Origin of the sequence: Saccharibacillus brassicae, from assembly GCF_006542275.1 — a bacterium.
GTDB lineage: Bacteria > Bacillota > Bacilli > Paenibacillales > Paenibacillaceae > Saccharibacillus > Saccharibacillus brassicae.
Genome location: NZ_CP041217.1, coordinates 5227185 through 5246174 on the forward strand (window position 1 = coordinate 5227185; position 18990 = coordinate 5246174).

17 protein-coding genes are annotated in these 18990 nt (G+C 60.4%); 5 read left to right on the forward strand and 12 right to left on the reverse strand.

The window, feature by feature from the left end; all coding sequences use genetic code 11:
- Nucleotides 1-17: 17 nt before the first annotated feature.
- The 9 genes from FFV09_RS21800 to FFV09_RS21840 form a co-directional block, all read right to left on the reverse strand.
- A complete protein-coding gene (locus FFV09_RS21800; RefSeq protein ID WP_141449801.1) occupies nucleotides 18-2849 on the reverse strand; it encodes a DUF6603 domain-containing protein in 2832 nt (943 codons plus the stop codon).
- A 20-nt stretch (nucleotides 2850-2869) separates the two neighbouring features.
- Nucleotides 2870-3421, reverse strand: coding sequence for a hypothetical protein (locus FFV09_RS21805; protein WP_141449802.1), 552 nt, complete (start codon nucleotides 3419-3421; stop codon nucleotides 2870-2872).
- A gap of 323 nt (nucleotides 3422-3744) precedes the next feature.
- Nucleotides 3745-3984 (reverse strand): DUF896 domain-containing protein, encoded by a 240-nt coding sequence (locus tag FFV09_RS21810; RefSeq protein WP_141449803.1) that lies wholly within the window; start codon nucleotides 3982-3984, stop codon nucleotides 3745-3747.
- A 23-nt stretch (nucleotides 3985-4007) separates the two neighbouring features.
- On the reverse strand, nucleotides 4008-4448 hold the full coding sequence (locus tag FFV09_RS21815) for a MarR family winged helix-turn-helix transcriptional regulator (RefSeq protein WP_141449804.1): 441 nt from the start codon (nucleotides 4446-4448) through the stop codon (nucleotides 4008-4010).
- Between the two features lie 218 nt (nucleotides 4449-4666).
- The gene (locus FFV09_RS21820; protein ID WP_141449805.1) at nucleotides 4667-5368 is read right to left on the reverse strand and encodes an SDR family NAD(P)-dependent oxidoreductase; all 702 of its coding nucleotides are present in this window, start codon (nucleotides 5366-5368) and stop codon (nucleotides 4667-4669) included.
- A 175-nt stretch (nucleotides 5369-5543) separates the two neighbouring features.
- Entirely contained in the window at nucleotides 5544-7856 is a 2313-nt protein-coding gene (locus tag FFV09_RS21825) for a glycosyl hydrolase family 95 catalytic domain-containing protein (protein ID WP_141449806.1), read from the reverse strand.
- A 33-nt stretch (nucleotides 7857-7889) separates the two neighbouring features.
- Nucleotides 7890-8915 carry a zinc-binding alcohol dehydrogenase family protein gene (locus FFV09_RS21830; RefSeq protein ID WP_141449807.1) on the reverse strand — a complete coding sequence of 342 codons (1026 nt, stop codon included), beginning with the start codon at nucleotides 8913-8915 and terminating at the stop codon, nucleotides 7890-7892.
- Nucleotides 8912-9886 carry an aldo/keto reductase gene (locus FFV09_RS21835; RefSeq protein ID WP_141449808.1) on the reverse strand — a complete coding sequence of 325 codons (975 nt, stop codon included), beginning with the start codon at nucleotides 9884-9886 and terminating at the stop codon, nucleotides 8912-8914. The genes FFV09_RS21830 and FFV09_RS21835 overlap by 4 nt, the downstream gene beginning before the upstream one ends.
- A 28-nt stretch (nucleotides 9887-9914) precedes the next feature.
- Nucleotides 9915-10766, reverse strand: coding sequence for an amidohydrolase family protein (locus tag FFV09_RS21840; RefSeq protein ID WP_141449809.1), 852 nt, complete (start codon nucleotides 10764-10766; stop codon nucleotides 9915-9917).
- A 124-nt stretch (nucleotides 10767-10890) separates the two neighbouring features.
- Between FFV09_RS21840 and FFV09_RS21845 the strand changes: the two genes are divergently transcribed.
- The 5 genes from FFV09_RS21845 to FFV09_RS21865 all read left to right on the forward strand — a co-directional run bounded on the left by FFV09_RS21845 (nucleotide 10891) and on the right by FFV09_RS21865 (nucleotide 15388).
- Nucleotides 10891-11766, forward strand: coding sequence for a helix-turn-helix domain-containing protein (locus FFV09_RS21845; RefSeq protein WP_141449810.1), 876 nt, complete (start codon nucleotides 10891-10893; stop codon nucleotides 11764-11766).
- Between the two features lie 112 nt (nucleotides 11767-11878).
- A complete protein-coding gene (locus FFV09_RS21850) occupies nucleotides 11879-12292 on the forward strand; it encodes a MerR family transcriptional regulator (RefSeq protein ID WP_141449811.1) in 414 nt (137 codons plus the stop codon).
- Nucleotides 12264-13247 carry an aldo/keto reductase gene (locus FFV09_RS21855; protein ID WP_141449812.1) on the forward strand — a complete coding sequence of 328 codons (984 nt, stop codon included), beginning with the start codon at nucleotides 12264-12266 and terminating at the stop codon, nucleotides 13245-13247. The genes FFV09_RS21850 and FFV09_RS21855 overlap by 29 nt, the downstream gene beginning before the upstream one ends.
- 209 nt (nucleotides 13248-13456) lie before the next feature.
- Nucleotides 13457-14341 carry a dihydrodipicolinate synthase family protein gene (locus FFV09_RS21860; protein WP_141449813.1) on the forward strand — a complete coding sequence of 295 codons (885 nt, stop codon included), beginning with the start codon at nucleotides 13457-13459 and terminating at the stop codon, nucleotides 14339-14341.
- Nucleotides 14342-14479: 138 nt separating this feature from the next.
- Nucleotides 14480-15388: a DMT family transporter gene (locus FFV09_RS21865; protein ID WP_141449814.1), complete on the forward strand. Its 909-nt coding sequence runs from the start codon at nucleotides 14480-14482 to the stop codon at nucleotides 15386-15388.
- 940 nt (nucleotides 15389-16328) lie between these two features.
- Here the strand turns inward: FFV09_RS21865 and FFV09_RS21870 are convergent.
- Genes FFV09_RS21870 through FFV09_RS21880 form a run of 3 tightly spaced genes read right to left on the reverse strand, consistent with a single transcriptional unit; the run spans nucleotide 16329 to nucleotide 18989 of the window.
- Complete coding sequence (locus FFV09_RS21870) at nucleotides 16329-17138, reverse strand: energy-coupling factor transporter transmembrane component T family protein (protein ID WP_141449815.1); 810 nt, start codon at nucleotides 17136-17138, stop codon at nucleotides 16329-16331.
- Nucleotides 17128-18204, reverse strand: a complete 1077-nt coding sequence (locus FFV09_RS21875; protein WP_141449816.1) for an ATP-binding cassette domain-containing protein — start codon at nucleotides 18202-18204, stop codon at nucleotides 17128-17130. The genes FFV09_RS21870 and FFV09_RS21875 overlap by 11 nt, the downstream gene beginning before the upstream one ends.
- Nucleotides 18183-18989, reverse strand: coding sequence for an ATP-binding cassette domain-containing protein (locus FFV09_RS21880; RefSeq protein ID WP_141449817.1), 807 nt, complete (start codon nucleotides 18987-18989; stop codon nucleotides 18183-18185). Before FFV09_RS21880 ends, FFV09_RS21875 begins: the two co-directional genes overlap by 22 nt.
- Nucleotide 18990: the final 1 nt, after the last annotated feature.

The following is an 18990-nucleotide window of genomic DNA, read 5'->3' on the forward strand; positions in this document are numbered from 1 at the left end:
CTTTCGGGGTAACCGGATTACCCCGGTCTGCATCCATGCACCGTCCCTGCCGCCGAGCCGGTCGTTCGCAGCGCGGGGACGGCCAACAGGACAGCCTGCGGATCGCTGGCCAACGTGCCGATTCGCGCCTGATCCCACGTGCCGAACGCGGCCGCGGTCTCCGTCAGCAGCCGCTCCCGCTCGGCGGAAACGCCGAGCGTGCGGCGGATCTGCTCAAGAGCGGCCGCACGGTCGGTCGGGTAAGGGACCGCCGGCGCGAACACCGGGACGCGGGTGACGACGTGCTTCGTGATCGACTCTCTCGCGTTTAACGCCGACTCTTCGTACGCGCCCCGTTCCGGCAGCAGATGCACCGGAGAAGCGAAGCGCCGTACACTCACTGACCCGCCGACCGGCATGAGCGGAAGATCGTGGTCGCCGTCATTCCTCCCCCACAGCGCGGCCGGCACGTTGCGGTATTCGGCCGCGGCGTCCATTCCCTCGACGAGCCGGCCGGTCGCGGCGTCGCGGATATTCACGTCGACGTCCATGCGGACGTGCTCCCGCTTCATCGGCGGCAGATCCAGACGGTACTCCCGGCTCAGCAAGGATCGGCCGTTGAACGCAAGCCGGGTGCACGGCACTTTGTGTTCGATCCGGAACGCCGCCCGGAATCCGTCGACCACGTAAGCGTCGCGGCCGTTGTGATCCCGGTAGCGATCCAGCAGCCCGTCGGTTACGCCGATGCTGCTCAGGCTTGCCGGTTCCGAAGACGTTTCCGGGGATAGGGCCGAGGCCGTATCCGCCGCCGAAAAGCCTGTCGGCATCCCTGCCGGCATCCGCTGGTCGGCGCCGAAAGCGCCCGGCAAAAAGCTCGCGGCGAAGTCGTCCCAGCCGATCGCCTGCGGTTCCTGCTCGCTGCCCGCCCCGAAGCCGATCGTGAACGAGATGATATACCAGTCCACGTAGACTTTGGCGGAAAAGTCCGGTCCCCAGAGCTTGATCCCCGCGCCGACCTCGACCTTGAACGTTTTGCCGATGCCGAACAGGCTGATCCGGTAAGATACGCCGACGCTGATCTGCGCTCTCGCCTGATAGAAAAAAGGTTTCCATTGCAGGATAAAATCGGCGGCCGCGAACAACCACGCTTTGAGATTGCCCCATTCGAACAGCAGCTTGAGGCTTGCGCCCGCCATGAGGCAGGACGGCGTCAGCGCGAAATACGCTTCTCCTTTGACCGACACGCGGTCGCTCGCGATCCAAGAGACGCCGAGCGGCGGAATCTCGGGATAATGTATGTTTTGAAAATTCGGGTGATGGCATCCTCCCAGCGTGACGATAAAATCGCCGCTGTAAACGCCTTTGAACCAGAATCCGATCGCAAACCCGCCGGTTAGCTTGCAGGACGGATCGAACAAAAAGGAAGCGTCTGTCAAAGCGGCCGTCAGCATGAAAACGCCCTGACCCGGATCGAATACCGCCTTGATCGCAAGTTCGGCCCGCATGATCGGATGCGTGTCGGCCAGCTTGGGCGGAATGGAAGCGGTAGACAAGCCGAGCAGCGAAATGACCGTTCGGCCGCCCGTCTCGATATTGAGCAGAGCAAAACTGTCCAGCACGCCGAACGTCAGGAAACGAAGCCCCGCGGAGATGAAATACTGGCCGGATTCCGGCACGACGAATTCGCTCAGCGCGCCGAGCGCCTGCCTCGGCGGCGTATCCGGCGCAAGCGGCGACGTATCCCCTATCGCGGCCGAGACGAGCGGGAACGCGCGGACGCCCTGCAGATCGGGCAGCCGGATCGAACGATTCACCCCGAAGCCGAACGCAAGCCCGGTGACGAAGAAGAAAGCCGGTCCGCCAAGCGGCAGACCGAGCATCAGATAAGCGAAAAAACTTTTCTCTCCGCTGCCGGGCAGCTCGCCGTACGAACCGAGCGCCTGAAAGCGGTACGCGCCGATTCTCAAGCCGAGCGAACCGTTATACAGCGTCTCGTCCGTCGGCGAATGATACAGACCGCCGGACAAGCTGAAGTTCGGCCGCTCGACACTGACCGTCAAGCCGCCCAGTTCGAACCGGACGTCAGTCAGCTTTTTGAGCGGGGCGGAGACGCTGAGCGCGTAAAAATCGATACGCAGCATGGCGATCGTAAAGCTGGCGTCCAGATACAGCTCGATCTCCGATTCGAACAGGCTGAAGCCGATTTTGGATACGTACAGCACACTGAAGCTTTTGTCGATATCGAGCCAATGGATGGTGTGGACAGGAAGGGAAGTCGTGCCGGTCAGCGCGGAAGAAGAGACATGCGGGAGCGGCGGCTTGAGCGATTGGACGTAATCCACGTCGAATGGCACGGTCGTTCCCTGGATGACCAGCTTCGAGCGCAGGGAAAAAACAACTTCGACGTTCGGCATATACCGAAGAGCGATGGCCTCGAAGCGGAAGCCGTCTCCGGGATCGCAAAAGCTGCCGATGATCGGAAGATCCGACAGCTCCAGCGTGCGGGGAAAAGCCAGGTTCAGTTCATACCTGCGCGGCAGCCGGCCGGGCAGTTTGGACGATTCCAACTGCAGTTCGCCGAAGTCGCGGATGACCGCCTGGAAGCTCAGGCGGCTGTCGGAAGAGAAATAGCGAAGCCGGATCTTGGCGATCCGCCAGTCGAAGTTCAAAAAATCGGGCAGTACGATATCGAAGTAAGCAGCCGCGTCGTTCAGCTCGAAAGAGCGGTCCCGATTGACCCATTCCCCCGACACTTCGGTTCCGGCTTCGCCGCTTAGCAGCACGACTTGAAACAACGCGTCCTTGATCTGGAACCTGGCGGATAACGCGACGGTTAACGAGGGAGCGGATTCGTCATCGTAGACTTCCATCGGTTGGCGCCTCCCCCGGATCAGGCCAGCAGCTCGGCAATGTCTTCAAGCTGCATCCGTTCGATGATCTTCTTGCGGTTCGTCTTGTAGACGGCCAGCCCCAGTTGATTGATATGGAACAGCTTCAGGCTCTCGTCGGGCTTGACGGGATTCGTGATCACGAAGTTGAACGCGTATTCGCACGTGCCGGAAGACGTGCCTTCCTCGATCTTGAGCGTATCCGTGTAGATAAACAGCTGCCGGATCTGGACGAAGATATTCGAAAAATCCGGTAGTCCCATCGAATCCAGCGTCTGCTTCATCTCGGCTTCGGTGACCTCTTCTCCGCCGCCGAACGAGGTGATGATTTGGTTGACTTCATAAATCAGGCTCGTCAGCGTCATGCCCTGCGGCTCCGTGTCGGTCGGCATTACGAGAATTTGCGTCCGCGTCTGTCCCTTCTTGTCTCCGGCCGCCGGAGTCGCCTGATACTGGTAGACGCCTTTGAGCTTGCAGTTCAGCAAAGTGAGGTCGATAAACGCTTGAACGCTGCTGCCGGGAGTTTGCTGCGGGTTGGATACGATCAAAGTCATGGGATTCATCCTCTCGAATTGGATCTTGGGCGTGCCGTGATTGTCCGACAAGGAACCGTTCGTGATCCCCGGATCAAGGATACGCCATCATCGTAAAGGAATGAATACTTTCGCACAAGAGGGAAAATAAGGAACTTTCCGATCGTAATAACCGGGAAAAACCGTTATTTATACTCTTGACAATTCTCCTGATTTTAGTAAAAAAATAAAAAAAACGGTTTCCGGACAAAAGCAGCGGATGGCTCCTGCCGCTTCTGTCCGAAAAACCGTTTTTGTCGCATCCCGAAAAGAGAGAATGCGTCACCGTCCGTAGTTCCGACGGATCAATGATTTTTGTTTTTCCCGAGCTCGCTTTGCTTGGCTCTGAGCTTCTCCGGGGTGACGTCGTCGCCCTTCGGATCGACGATCGTCGAGTTCAGCAGAATCTCGTTGACCGAACCGCGGAACAGCCGCAGATATTCTTTGCGCAGCCGCAGCTGCTCTTCTTTTTCCGCTTCCGTCAAGCCTTCCGTTTTTGCTTTTTTCGACAATTCGTTAATGCGTTCAAGACTTGGAATGACCATGTTCGTTCCTCCTTCGTGTTCCGTTACCCTTTGGCTTTGAGCCGTTCCACGTTCGTATTCAATCGACCCAATACCTTGCGCAGCACCGCGAGTTCCGCCTCGTCGATATCGGTCAACAGCTCTTTGGCGAAATGTTCCTTTTCCGTTTGGGAATGCTCGATCAACGCCCTTCCGCGGTCGGTTAACCGAATCCAGGTGACCCGGTTGTTGCCGTCTTTTTTGCGCCGGGCGACGATCTCGTGCTCTTCCAGCTGCTTGAGGTGCCGGGCGACGGCCGCTTTGTCGAGCGTCACTTTGCGCTGCAGGTCGCTTTGACGGATCTCGGCCTCCTGGGCAATCAGGGCGAGGATCTCGAAGCGGGATTGGCTGATGCTGATGTACGCGTCGAACGTGGTGTTGATGGCGTTGTTGACCCGGTAGATCTCGTATAACAACGTGGACTCCTGCGACCAATCCTTGCTCAAAACCATCACGTCTTTCTTGGCGTTATTGGACGGCCGGGGCTTCCCGGCGCACCGGACCTTATCCATTGTACACTCTTTTTTTCGCGGGAGTCCATCTTAAGCATGCAAAAAGGTTATGTGAAAAAAGGATGTAAAAAGCCAAGCCCTCTCCGCGGGAGAAAGGGCTTGGCGTGTCGCAGGCTTGTCGGAGCCGCGCCAGGCGGCCGCGCTTGGATGCGTCAGTAGACCGCGAGCGTACCGTCGTCGTTGATGACCTGTCCGTTACGGTTCTCGCCGTCGAGCAGGAAACCGACGATGAACTGCGCCGCTTGAGCCGGCGTCTTGACGAAATCGCCGGTCATGCGGCCGTTGAGATCGGTCGATACGGCGCCCGGCATGACCGCGAAGATCTGCACCGGCATATTCTCGGCAGCAAAGCTCATCGCCCACGATTTTGTCATCACGTTCAGCGGAGCTTTGGACGTCGCGTAGGCAAACGCATTGAAATAAGGCAGCGGCTCGATCGGGATCGTGACGTTCTGAATCGTGCCGGAATTCGCGATCAGCAGCGGAAGCAGCGCTTTGGACAATGCGAAAGGGCCGACGAAGTTCACCTGATGCGTCGCCGCCAGCTCCTCCGCTTCAAACGCCCAGCCGACCTTGTGCATGTCGCCCGGGATGCCCGCGTTGTTGACGAGCAGCGCGAGATCGGGATACTGCTGCTTCACGGCGGCTGCCGCACGCTCGATGCTCGCAAGGTCCGCTACGTCGAGCGAGATCCAGTGGGCGTCGCCGAATTCGCGCAGCGCCTGCACGGCCGTCTCTCCCCGCTCCCGATCCCGCGCTCCAACCAATACGCGGAAGCCCGCTTCCAGCAGCCGCTTGGCGATCTCGTAACCGATTCCTTTGTTCGCGCCTGTAACCAATGCCGTTTTTGTCATGAGAGTGTGCTCCTTCTGTTATGTTGATGTATCAACTGTTGATATGTCAACATCATAGCCGAGATTCGGTTGGTGTGCAACTTCTTTTTGTATGGATCAAAAAGAAGCCTGGCGAATACCAGGCTTCTTGCCGATTTGTACGGTTCTACGGACCGGATCGCTCCGCGAAGCGCGCTTACCGAACTTCGTATGCGCGTTCCAGCGGATTGTGAATCCGGTATTCGCTCATCTGTCCGTTCTGCCACGTCATATCCAGCGAGAAGCCGCCGCGCAGCCGCAGCCCTGAGACCTGTCCGCTGTGCATGCTGCGGGGAACGGCGGGCAGCAGACGAATCTCGTAGCTGCGGATGACCCCCTGCCCGTCCGTGCGCGGACTGGACTGCGCGATCGCTTCGAGCATCAGGGCCGGCATGCCGCCGCTGATGTCCGCGTTGAACAGCGTCGGACCGTAATCGTGCGAAGACGCGAACGTCACGTAATAATTGTTGAGCGCCATCGACTGGAGCATCGCTTCCACCATCTCGGCGTCGCGCAGATGAGCCGCCGCCAGGCCGGTCTGGACGAGGCCGAACGACATCGTGCCCTGTTCGTTCTTCTTGAGCTCGCGCTTCAGGCGGTACGCCTGCTCGCAGGCCGCGTACAGAGCCGGATCGCGCCGGATCTCTTCGGGAATATCGGCATACAGCATGTACAAATGCGAAGCGTGCCGATGGTCGTAGCAGTCTTCATAGCGCGGCGAAGCCCATTCCGTCAGCGCGCCGTCGGCGTTGATCCGGTAATCGGGCATTTTCGCGAGCATGGCGCTCCATTCGGGAAGCGCTACGTCTTCGATCCCGAGCGTCCGGCAGCCGGTGATCAGATGCTGAAGCAGTTCTTTGGCCGCGGCGATGTCCATCGTGGCGTTAAGCGTCGTCGAATTACTCCTGCCGAGCGGCGTATTCTCCGGCGAATACGAAGGGCTGAACAGCCAGCGTCCGTCTCCGTCTTCGATCAGGAAATCCGCGTAGAACAGCGCGGATTTCCGCATGAACGGCAGAGCCCGGTCGCGGAAAAAGGCGTCGTCGCCCGTATACAGCCAATAGTCGTAGTAGAAACGCGAAGCCCATGCCGCGCCCGCCGTCCAGAACGTCATCGGATATTCCGGACTGAAATGGATATCGTAGCCGCTGCCGCTCGATCGGGTCGGAATATGGATACCCCGGCAGCCGTAAAGTGCCCGGCTGTTCTCGCGGTAATGGTCCAGCATGTCTTCCTGGTAATCGAAATACGAGAGCAGGCTCTCGAAATCCCCGCTCGGCAGCAGTCCGGAAATCACGGTCGGCAGATTGCCGTCCTGCGTGTAATCGCTGCACCACGGCACGTTGTGGCTGCCTGCCCAGACGCCCTGCAGGTTCGGCGGCCATTCGCCGCAGCTCGACAGCGTCTCGTAACGTCCCGCGTGGAACATACGCTCGAGAAAAGCGGGCGGCGCTTCGGCCGCCGCGCGCGCTTCGGTCCACAGCGCTTCGCCGCCGCCGCTTTCGCGGTCCCCGGCGGCGGACGGCGTCCGCAAGCCGCGGACCTCTTCGCCGAGGCGCAGCGAGATCCGGCCGTACCGCTGCGCGTGCACGGCTTCGTGCCGCTGCAGCAGTTCGCCGTACGAAGCGGGCAGCGCCCGCAGCCGCGCGATCTCGTCTTCCGCGGAGAACGCGCGCACGTCCGCGACCGGGATCAGCGACAGCAAGGCTGTCACCGAGCCGGCCGAGCGGATCGAGAGCGTGCCGCCTGCGATCGACGCCTCGCCGTCGCCGGAAGCGACCGTCACGATCGCGGCGTACCCGGCGCCCGTGCCGCCGAATTCGCATACGCACACCGCCGCTTCCGCCGAAGCGTGCGGATGCACGGTGAAGACGGGCTGCCTGCCGAAATAGTCGGCGTAAAAGTCCCGCCCTTCCGGCGTGACCGGCGGCAGCCCGACCGACAATTCGTAATCGGCCGGCGCGTCTTCGGCGCCCAGCCGCAAGACGCAGGCGGCGTCGCGCCTCGATACGAAGACGCGACGTTCCAGCTTCCGGCCGTCCAGACGGAAGCCGACCGCCGCTTCGCCGCTTGCGTAATCGAGCGACCGCGCGTAATCGTCCGCTTCGCCGGATACATCGAGATCCGGCAGCCGGGTGTCGATCCGCAGCTCGATCGCCGGGAGAAACGGATCGGTCCACAGCAGGCCGTCATCGCCGCCGTGCGTCTGGCGGAACAGCCCGACCGGCAGCTCCGCCGCCTCGTCTTCCCGCCCTTCGGCGATCAGCCGCCGGATCTCCGGCAGCCGATCGCCCATTTCGATCGGCCGTTCCTCCCGGTTCATCGGGACGAACAACCGCTCATGGGACAAAATAAGCCGTTCGCGCTCCGGCTCGCCCATAACGATGGCACCTATCGTGCCGTTGCCGCACAGTGCCCCTTCTTCCCAGCGCGAAGCCGGGCGATGCAGCGTATAGCCGTTTCGATTCATGCGGTTTCTCCTCCTCTGCCTCGCGGCTCTTGCTCAATCGCCGATCTCTACCATCGCCTTGATCACTTTCGATTCCGGCCGCAGCCACGACTCGAATCGTTCCGCCGCTTCTTCCAGAGGCGCCCGGTGCGTAATATACCGATCCGCGTCGATCACACCGGCGGCCATTGCGTCCAGCACAAAATCGAAGTCCTGCCGCGTGGCGTTGCGGCTGGCCGACAGCGTCAGCTCGCGGCTGTGAAAATGCGGATCGTCGAACGCGATCTGCCCTTTGACCAGGCCGACATAGACGAGCGTGCCGCCGTGCGAGACGAAGCGGAACGCCTGCTGCATCGATTCCGCGCTGCCTGTCGCGTCGATCACGATCGGAACAAGTTCGCCGTTCGTCAGCGCTTCCAGCTGCGCAAGCGAATCGCCTGACGCCGTCAGCGTCTGTCCGACGCCGGCCCAGGAGCGGCAAAATCCCAGCCGCTCCGCGTTCAGGTCCATCGCGATCACGTTCGCGCCGGCATGCCGGGCGAGGACCATGACGCCGAGCCCGATCGGCCCCGCGCCGATAACGAGCACCGTGTCGCCGGCCTGCACGCCGGCGCGCCGGATGCCGTGCGCACCGATCGCAAGCGGCTCCAGCATCGCCGACTGGTCGAGCGTCAGTCTTTCGGTGCGGATCAGATGGCTGACCGGCATCGAGACCCGCTCGCGCATCCCGCCGTCCGTGTGGACGCCGAACACTTGCATCTGCCGGCAGCAGTTGGTCTTCCCACTTAGGCAGGCGCCGCATCGGCCGCAGTGTATATACGGAATCAGACTCACCTGATCACCGGCGCGGAGCCCCTCGCTGTTATCGCCGACTTCTTCGATGACGCCCGCCAGTTCATGCCCGAGAATACGCGGATAGTCGAAAAAAGGCTGCCGGCCCCGGTACGCGTGCAGGTCCGTGCCGCAGATGCCGATCCGGCGAATGCGGACGATTGCGCGGCCCGGCGCAATCGTCGGCTCCGGCAGGTCTTCGCGCCATACGAGGCGCCCGATCTCTTCGCAGACGATGCCCCGGGTCATGGGCGGCCTTCTTCCGTCGCGGCCGCCGATAGGTCGGCCGCGACGTTATACTCCGGGCGTCCGCTCGGCCAGGAGAGACGATGGACCGGCTTGAGGATGTCCAGCACTTCAAGCAGCAGTTCTTCGTCGAGCGGTTCGTCGACCCAGGCCGCGTTCTTGGCGATATTGGCCGGAGTCGCCGTGCTGACGAGCGTCGTCGGAATGTTGTCATGGCGCGTCGAATACTGGATCGCCAGCTTGGCGATGTCGCCGCCTCTCGCCGCACAGTGTTCCGCCGCTCTGCGGCAGGCGGCTCTCAACGTCTCGCCCGCGGGATGCCAATCGGCGATCGGGCGGGTGCCGAGCAGTCCCATCGATAGCGGCGACGCGTTGACGACGCCGACGCCCCGTTCTTCGAGCAGGGGCAGCAGCGCCAGCAGCGAATTGTCGTTGAGCGAATAATGGCAGTACGACAGAATCGCATCGACGTCGATTCGCGGCAGCACCTGCTCGAACAGCGCGAGCGGCAGTCCGCTAATGCCGGAGAAGCGGATCTTGCCCTGCCGCTTGAGCGCATGCATGGCCGGAACCGCTTCTTCGACGATGACGTCCGCCGAAGCGAACTCGATATCGTGCAGGAACAGGATATCGAGGTAGTCCGTATGCAGCCGCTTCAGGCTGTCTTCGACGCTGCGCACGATCCGCTCCGCCGTGAAGTCGAATTCCGCGTCGCCGTAGCGGCCGGCTTTGGAAGAGAGCAGGAACTTGTCCCGCGGCAGCCCGGAGATGGCCTGCCCGAGCACCGTCTCGGCTTTGGTCAGGCCGTAGTAGGGCGACACGTCGATATAATTGATCCCCGCGTCAATCGCGCTATGCACGGTGCGGATACTTTCGCGGTCGTCCGTCTCGCGGAATACCGAGCCGAGCGAGGACGCGCCGAAGCTTAACGCCGACACCTCCAGTCCGGTGCGGCCGAGTGTACGTGTTTGCATCATCATCTTCCTCTCTGCTTGGAGTCATTCATCGGGTTAATGGTTTCGCTTGCAGTTTGTAAAAGATTTTGGCGTTCCCGCCAAACAGCAGCGCCCGCTCCCGCTCGCCCCACTCCTGCGGAATCGCGCGAAGCAAAATATCCGTCACCTGTTCGTACGAAGCGGCGAGCAGGCAGACCGGCCAATCGCTGCCGAACATGACGCGCTCCGGCCCGAACACCTCCAGCGCATGACGCAGATACGGCACGAAGTCTTCCGTTTTCCAGCCGTTATGATCTCCTTCCGTCACGACTCCGGACACTTTGCAGAACAGATTCGGCAGAAGCGCAAGTTCGCTTAACCGGCTCGCCCACGGCTCGAACTGCCGCTGCCGGATGCACGGCTTGGCCAGATGGTCGACGACGCCCCGCAGATGCGGCACCTGCCGCAGCAGCTCAAGCACCGGGTCCAGCTGATCCGCTGTCAGCAGCAGATCGACCGGGACGTCTTCGTCGGCATAACTGCGCAGCGCTTCGATAAACGCCGGTTCCAGAATGCGCGAGACATCCGGCATGTCCTGGATCATCAGGCGGAATCCGGCGAATTTGGCGTGCCCGCTCAGTTCGTCGTAATGGATACGGTGCTCGGGGTCCAGCAGATCCAGCCAGCCGACGACGCCAAGCACGGACGGATCCTGATCCGCAAGTTCAAGCAGATAGCGCGATTCGTCGAGCGTCGGCGCCGCCTGCACCAGAATGCTGCCGTCCAATCCTTCTTCCCGCAGCAGCGGTTCCAGATCGCCAGGCAGGAAGTCGCGGTACAGAATCGGCAGCTCCGGCGTAATCCATCCGTAATCGCCGCGCGTTATTTTCCAATAATGCTGATGGGCGTCAATACGCATCAAGGCTCCCCCTTTCTAATGAAAGCGTTCTATAAACAGTGTATAGTAAGAAAATGAGCTAGAAAATATCCGATTCCCGCATCTTTATAACCTTTTTTGATTTTTTCGCCGAGGAGAACTGCCGATGCCGCCTATTCGCAAGCCTTTTGAAGGCGAACCGTTATTTCCTTTCGAATTGATCCATCTCACTACCAAAAAGCAAAACGACGAACTGCCCGATCATCTGCACGACCGCTATGAGTTGGTCTATATCCACCGGGGTCAGGGCGTGTTTTTTATCGATCAGGATTGGTATGAGAAAAAGCGCGGGGACTTGTTCCTCATTCCCGGCAATACGATTCACCGGTCCCTGCCCCGCGACGAAGATCCGATCGTATCGTCCGCGCTGTTCTTCGCTCCGTCGCTGCTTGCGGCACCTTCGCTTGGAGACGGGTACGATCCGCTGCTGGCGTTCGAGTTTGCGCGGCAGCGCAGAACGTACCGGATCGAGCTGACCGAGTCGTTGATTTCTGTTGTCGAATCGGCACTGGAGCAGATCGAGAACGAACTGCGGGAGCGGCAGCCCGGTTTTCGGGAAGCGGTCAGAGGGATCACTTCCCGGCTGCTGCTTGCGATCAATCGTTTGATTTGGGCGGAAAAAGACTTCGATCTCGCCGCCGAAGCTTCCGTCGGCCCCGTCTGGATGAACGATGTGCTGCGCAGAATCGACGAATCTCCCGAAGCGCAGAACGGTCTGGCCGCACTGGCGCAGCAGGCCAACGTATCGGCTCCGCATTTCTCTCGCGTATTCAAACGGCTGACGACCATGAATCTGACCCAATACGTTAATGCCAAACGGATGATCCGCGCCAAAGAACTGCTGCGGGCCACGGAACTGACGGTCGAAGAAGTGTCCCGAAGCTGCGGCTACGAGACCCCTGCGCATTTCTACCGGGTGTTCAAGACGCTGACGGGACTGACGCCAAAAAGCTACCGAAATGCCGTGAACTTGAGTGTTTAAAAAATCCGAAAAAGACGGCTTGACTTGGAGTGTTCTCCAAGTAGTAGGATGAGGATATCCCGATGCGCAGGGAGTTATACCCTCCATACTTTCCGGAAAGTAGTGAACGAAAATGAATCCAAATCCCACCTATTCGATCAAACAGCTGGGTGAGCTTACGGGAGTAACCTCCGATACCATCCGTTTTTATGAGAAAGCGAAAGTGATGCCCGCACCGTGCAAAAAGGCAAACGGACATCGTATTTATAGCGAAAAAGATCTGCATCGGCTTCAGTTTATTGTGCAGCTCAAAAAAACAAGCATGACCCTTCAAGAGATCAAAGAGTATTTAACTTACTCGGATACCCGACAATACGAACATTGCTACCGGATTCTTTACAATCAGCAGCAGCAGTTTGAGAAAGAAATCGAAGAGATGCAGAAGACTCTCGATTTACTGAATTACAAAGTCAATAACTTCAAACATTTAATTGAATCGACTCGAGGAGTGAGCTTAAATGAAGACCAAACGCTTAAAGAACAGTGAACTTGAAATCTCCGTACTGGGTCTTGGCTGTATGGGAATGTCAGAATACTATGGTGGCCGGGAAGATTCGGAATCGATTCGTACCCTTCACCGTGCCGCCGATCTTGGCGTGAACTTTCTGGACACCGCGGATACGTATGGCGTGGGCGCCAATGAAGAATTGATTGGAAAAGCGTTTAAAGGACGTCGTTCCGAGATCGTACTGGCAACCAAATTTGGCTCCATGCGCGGGGAAGACGGTTCGTTTCTCGGAATCAGCGGACGGCCCGAGTATGTTAGGGAAGCGTGCGAAGCCAGCCTCAAGCGCTTGGGAACAGATCATATCGATCTGTACTACCAGCATCGGGTTGATCCGAACGTTCCGATCGAAGAAACGGTAGGCGCTATGAGTGAACTGGTCAAGGAAGGCAAAGTCCGTTATCTCGGTCTTTCCGAAGCTTCGATCCATCAAATCAAGCGGGCTCACGACGTCCATCCCATTACTGCGCTTCAGACCGAATATTCGCTATGGAGCCGCGAGGCCGAAGATGAGCTTTTCCCGTTATGTGAGCAGCTTGGGATCGAATTTGTCGCGTACAGTCCACTCGGACGGGGGTTTCTGACCGGCCAGATCAAGCGTTTCGAAGATCTCGCACAAGACGATGCCCGACGTTATCTGCCCCGCTTCACGGGCGAGAATTTTCAACGCAACGTGGATCTGGTTCGGCATATTGAATCTTTGGCCGGTGAAAAAGGCGTATCTGCTTCCCAACTTGCCTTGGCCTGGATGATCGCGCAAGGCGTAACGCCGATTCCAGGCACCAAAAGAGTCAAGTATTTGGAAGAAAATGCAGCTTCCGCCGAAATCCAACTGACCCCTTCCGAAATGGCGCGTATCGAAGAGATTTCGCCTAAAGGTATTGCAGCGGGAGGCCGTCACCGGGAAGAACAAATTCCCGACTGGTCCGCCGAGTAAACGAGTTTGGGTTTGGACGGGTAGGTAGAATTTCCATCTTTACTTTGAAACAAAAAGCATGTTTCCCGCAGCGGGAAACATGCTTTTTTTGAAGAGATCCTTTGTTCAGTTGGCCGATAAGTCTACCGAATCTTTCCGATACCCGATATACTGAATGCGATTCGCGCTGTTCGACAGCTTGAAAGCCAACAGTAAAGGAGCGTGCCATTATGTTTACCGGACTATCCGCTTTTCCCCTGACGCCGCTGATTCAGGATACCGTTGACGAAAAAGCGTTTGCCGCCCTGATCGACCGGCTCGCCGCAGCCGAAGTACATTCGATCGGCGTGCTCGGCTCGACCGGCAGCTATATGTACCTGGACCGGGAAGAACGCCGACGCACCGTCGAACTTGCGGTACGCCAGGCCCAGGGAGTTCCCGTGATGGCCGGGATCGGCGCGCTGCGCACGCGGGATGTGCTGCGGCTGGCCGACGACGCGCAGCGCGCGGGCGCGGCGGCGGTGCTGCTGGCGCCGGTGTCGTACCAGCCGCTGACGGACGAGGAAGTGTACGCTCTGTACGCGCAGGTGTCGCGTCATCTGTCCGTCCCGCTGTGCGTGTACGACAATCCGCGCACGACGCGCTTTGCGTTCGGCGACGAGCTGCACGCCCGCATCGCCGAGCTGCCGCAGGTGCGCTCGGTCAAGCTTCCTGGCGTGCCTGACGACGCGGCGCAGGCCCGCGTACGGGTGGAAGCGCTGCGCGCGCTGCTGCCGGACGCCATGCGGATCGGCGTCAGCGGCGACCGGCTGGGCGCGGCCGGACTGCTCGCCGGCTGCGACGTCTGGTATTCGGTCCTCGGCGGCTTGTTTCCGACCGCCTGCCTGGACATCGTGCGCAGCGCGCAGGCCGGCGATGCCGAAAAAGCGCTGCGGCTCTCGGCGGAGCTTGCGCCGATCTGGGCGCTGTTCGAGCGCCACGGCAGCGTGCGCGCAGCGGCGGCGATCGCGATCCGGCAGGGCTGGATGGATGCTTCGGGGCTGCCTCTGCCGCTTAAGCCGGCCGCGCTGCCTGAGATCCGCCACATTGCGCCGCTGCTGGATCGACTGGGTTAGATGGCGAATATACAGGGAATGAAGGAATCCACGGGCGCTGAAGCGAAAGGATGAAATAAAGCCTTCCTCGCAAGAGAACGGTAATTTCCGGATTCCCCCCGACACAAGGGTGGAATCCGCAGGGAGGTTGGAGTCAACGTGTGGTTTCTATATGCGCTCGGAGCGGCTGCCTGCTTCGGCGTCAGAGGGATTTTGTATCAATGGACGTCGCAGCGGCCGGCGGACCGGAATCTGCTGTTCGTCGGCGTGTACGTATCCGGGGCGCTGATCTCGCTGCTGCTGAATCTGCAGGCGCGTCAGCCGTGGAACGGCGGCGTGCAGTTCGGCTTGATGATGGGGTTGTTTTCTTTTGCCGCCAATGCGTCGCTGTATCGGGGATATGAAGTGGGCCGCGCGTCGGTGGTCGCTTTTTTCTCCGCGCTGACGCCCGTGATTGTAGTGTTGGCCGCTTACGTGCTGTGGGGCGAATCGCTCGGCTTCGCGCAGGCCGTCGGCTTCGGGATCGTGGTGCTGGCGCTGGTCGTCGTCCGCTACGGACAGGATCTGCGCGGCGGCCAACTGCGCGGCTGGCAGTGGGGCACGCTTGCGATGCTGCTCTACAGCTTCACCGACCTCAGCTCCAAACAGTCGGTGCTGTCCGGGGCTTCGATGCTTCCGGTGTTGACCGCGATGTTCGCTTCCGGCACGCTGCTGTTTCTCGGCATGTACGCGCTGGACCGGGCACGGGCTGGGCGTGGAGCGCAGGCTGCGGAGCCGGGAGGTTCGTCGGCGCTTCGTACAGCCGCCGCCTCCCCTCCCGCCTGGAGCGCGCCGCGTACGCTGCTGTGGGGCATGACGGTCGGATTGACCAATATCGCCGGCATGGTGCTGATGCTGAACGCGCTGCAGGTCGGCATTACGGGCCTCGTATCCGCGATCATCGCGCTCAACATCGTGATCGTGCTGCTGTATGCGCGCTTCTATCTCAAAGAAAGCATGAGCCGGCGCGAAGCGTTCGGGATTCTGCTGGCTTTGGCGGGCATTCTCGTACTGCGGCTGGTGTCCTGAAGTGTGCGGGGCCCTGCAGCCTTCCGCGCAGCTCCACAGGACCCCACGGGATTTTGTGAAACTCTGCCGAACTTTACAAGAGGCTAAAAGACTTCGCAGGAATCGGTAGTACTCCGCGAAACTTCACGAAAATCCGCGGCACTTCGCAGAACGCTGTAGACTCCACTTGGCACACTAACGAAGCCTGGTCACGCTATTTTCCCATTCGTGCGCTTTTTCCTGTTGTAACGAATCGTCAGCACGCTATTCGACTTAAAACGGCCTTAAATCGACTTTTTACAGCCAATAAGGTTATGAGGATTCATTAAATAGTTGAAAAGACGAAATAGTGTCAAATAGCGATATGAAGGTTCGTTAGGATTTGTGCGCGGCGCAGGAGATAGGGAGAACGCACAAACTTCAGAGTCCAAAAGAACGGGATTTGGCAGATCGGCAGACGAACTCGGCTCAAGCTGTCGCAAAAGGCGCGATCGTCCTAACGTAGGCGCGTATGCGGCACTCAAAGCGGAGCGCAAAAAGGAACCCTACTCTCCACTTGGAGAATGAGGTTCCTTTTTTGCGGTTAGGTGTCCTGAGGCCACAGCCGACTTGAATCTAATGTTGACCTACAGGCAGCATTTTGTCCGAAAAAGCGTCCCGTTAGAGGAAATGTTGACGATTGGTCAGCATTTTGCTTCGGTCCCGCGTATAAACAGCAAATTTCAGGCCAAATGCTGACGAAAAGTCAGCATTCGGCTTGAAAAGGTGGCGCAGCCCGCAAAATGTGGATCAAAAGTCAACCTTTGTAGCAGGGCGGGCGCGGATTGCATTATGGCTGCAGATCGCTTTCCTGTTGAAGCATGCCGACGGCGTTGAAGCGTGCCACGGCGTTGGAGCGGGTTGGCCCATCTGCAATCCGCCAAACGCCCGGCAAGGGAGGTGTTTGGCGGTGCGGACAAACTCAACGCCCGAACCAAAAGTCGAGCGCCAAAATGGCCGCGGCGGCTATCGTTAGCACAGCACCTGCGGCGGCGTCTTGGCGCCGAAGCGCAAGCGGACGGTATACGGTCCGGCCGCGGCCGTCTCCGTACGCTCGCGCGTCGATCGCCATCGTCAGATTGTCCGCGCGGCGGACGGTCGTGACGAGCAGCGGGACGAGCACAGGCACGAACGCGAACAGGCGGCGGACCGGATTCAGGCCGGACGGATCGAAGCCCCGGGCCCGCCGGGCCAGCTGAATACGGTCCACCTCTTCCAGCACGGTCGGGATAAAGCGAATCGCGATCACGATCATGAGCGAGAACTGCTCGACCGGAACGCCAAGCTTCGACAGCGGCTTCAGCAGCCGCTCCAATCCCTGCGCCAGAATCAGCGGACGGGTAGCGGCGGTCAATACGGACGCAAGCAGGATCAGCAGGGCGATACGCGCGAAGATGCGCAGCCCTTCTTCCGTCCCTTCGCGCGTGATCCGGATGACGCCGTACGAGGCGATCACGCTGTCGCCGCGTCCGAACAGGATATGGTACAGCAGCGTGAACAGCAGCACGGGCAGAATCGGCAGCAGGCCGCGCGCATAGCGGCGAAGCGGCACGCGGGAGCCGAGCAGGACGGCCAGAACGAACAAAGCCGCCGCTCCGTACCCGCCCCAGCCGCGGACATTCAGCAGGACGATCATCAGCAGCAGCATACCGAGCAGCTTGGTGCGCGGATCGAGCCGGTGCAGCGCAGAATCCGCTTCGACGAATTGACCGATCAGCAGCCTATTCGCCATGGGCGCCGCTCCCTTTGCGATTTTCCTGCCGATTCTGCGACTGTTCTTGCTGCCGTTCCTGCTGTCGATCTTCCTGCCGCGCCTGCCGCAGATCCTCGTGCCCTTCCTGTCGGTCCTGCCCTCGTTCCTCCTGTGGATCTTTCTGCTCTCTCTGCCATCGTTCGTCCCGCCATTGCTCCTGCCCTCGTTCCCGATGCCGATCCTGCCAGGCTTCACGCACGACGCGCAGGATCTCGTCTTCGCGGCAGTTCGCCGGCTGAAGCCGGCGGCCGGCGAGCCGCTCGATCAGCTTAAGCAGCTCCACGCTCTCCGGCAGTGCAAGTCCGGCCTGCTCCAGCAGGTCGCTTCGGCGCAGGAACAGCTCGTTCGTCGCCAGATCGCCGGCCAACCGGCCTTCGCTCAGCAGCAGCACCCGGTCCGAATACTCGGCCACGTCTTCCATCCGGTGCGAGATGAACAGCACGGTGCGATTGGCTCGCCGCTGCCACTCCCGCAGCAGGTCCAGCAGCTCGCGCCGGCTGAGCGGATCGAGCGCGGCCGTCGGCTCGTCGAGAATGAGCAGCTGCGGCTCCGCAATCAGGACCGAAGCGATCGCGATGCGCCGCTTCTGCCCGCCGCTGAGCAGCAGCGGCGACTGCGGGAGCAGCTCTTCGCCGAGGCCGAGGCGCGGCAGGATGTCCGCGATGGCCGCTTGGATCTCGCGGGGCGAATCGCCCCGCATCCGCAGCGCAAAACCGAGTTCGCGTTCCACCGTCGTCTCGAAAATTTGGTGTTCCGGGTATTGGAACACGAATCCGATCTCCGGCAGCACCTGCGCCCGGCCTTTGCGGTCCGTGGCGGCCGGGCGGCCGCCGATCCGGTAGTCGCCCGTGTACTCGGGGATCACTCCTTTGAACAGGCGGGCCAGCGTCGATTTGCCGGCGCCGGTCGGACCGACCAGCGACGTCCAGCTTCCCTGCCGAAGTTCGCACGTGACGTCACGCAGCACCGGGCGGCCGCCGAGCGCGACCCCGATGTTCCGCAATGCGTAGAAGGCCGGACTGCCTATTTCCGTGGAGTGTTCCATTGGTCAGCGACACGCTCCTTCCAATCGGCCGACAGCGAACCGGTCAGGCCGAGATGTTCGTGAACGCGCACGGCGAACGGTGTATCCAGCGCGTAAGATTCCAGGTCGGCCGAAGCGAAGAAATCGTCCGGCGTACCGTCGAAAGCGATCTCTCCGCGATCGAGCAGCAGCACCCGGTCCGACGCCGGCACTTCGTCCATATGGTGCGTGATCTGCACGACCGTCAGGCCCTGCCGGTGCAGCTCGCGCATCCTATGCAGCATATCCGCTCTGCCGCGCGGATCGAGCATCGACGTCGCTTCGTCGAACAGGATCAGCCGGGGGCGCATAGCCAGCACCGCGGCAATCGCCGCGCGCTGCTTCTGCCCGCCCGACAGCTCGTGCGGCGCCGAATCGGCGTACGGCTCCATCCGCACTGCCCGAAGCGCCTGCCGCACCCGTTCGCCGATCTCTTCCGCGGGCACGCGAATATTTTCCAGGCCGAACACGATCTCGTCGCTTACGCCGGTCGTAATGAACTGGTCGTCGGGATTTTGGAAAATCAATCCGACGCCCTGGCGCACCGCCTGCAGGTGGGCGGCGTCGGAAGTCGGCCGCGCGTCGAACCGGACCGTTCCGCTGCGCGGAAGCAGCAGGCCGTTCATAAGCTTGGCCAGCGTCGATTTGCCGCTTCCGTTGCCGCCGACGATCGAGAGGAATTCGCCTTCCCGGATACGGAAGCTGACGCCGCGCAGCACTTCCTGTCCCCGCCGGTAATGGTAAGAGACCTGATCGAATTCCAGCATG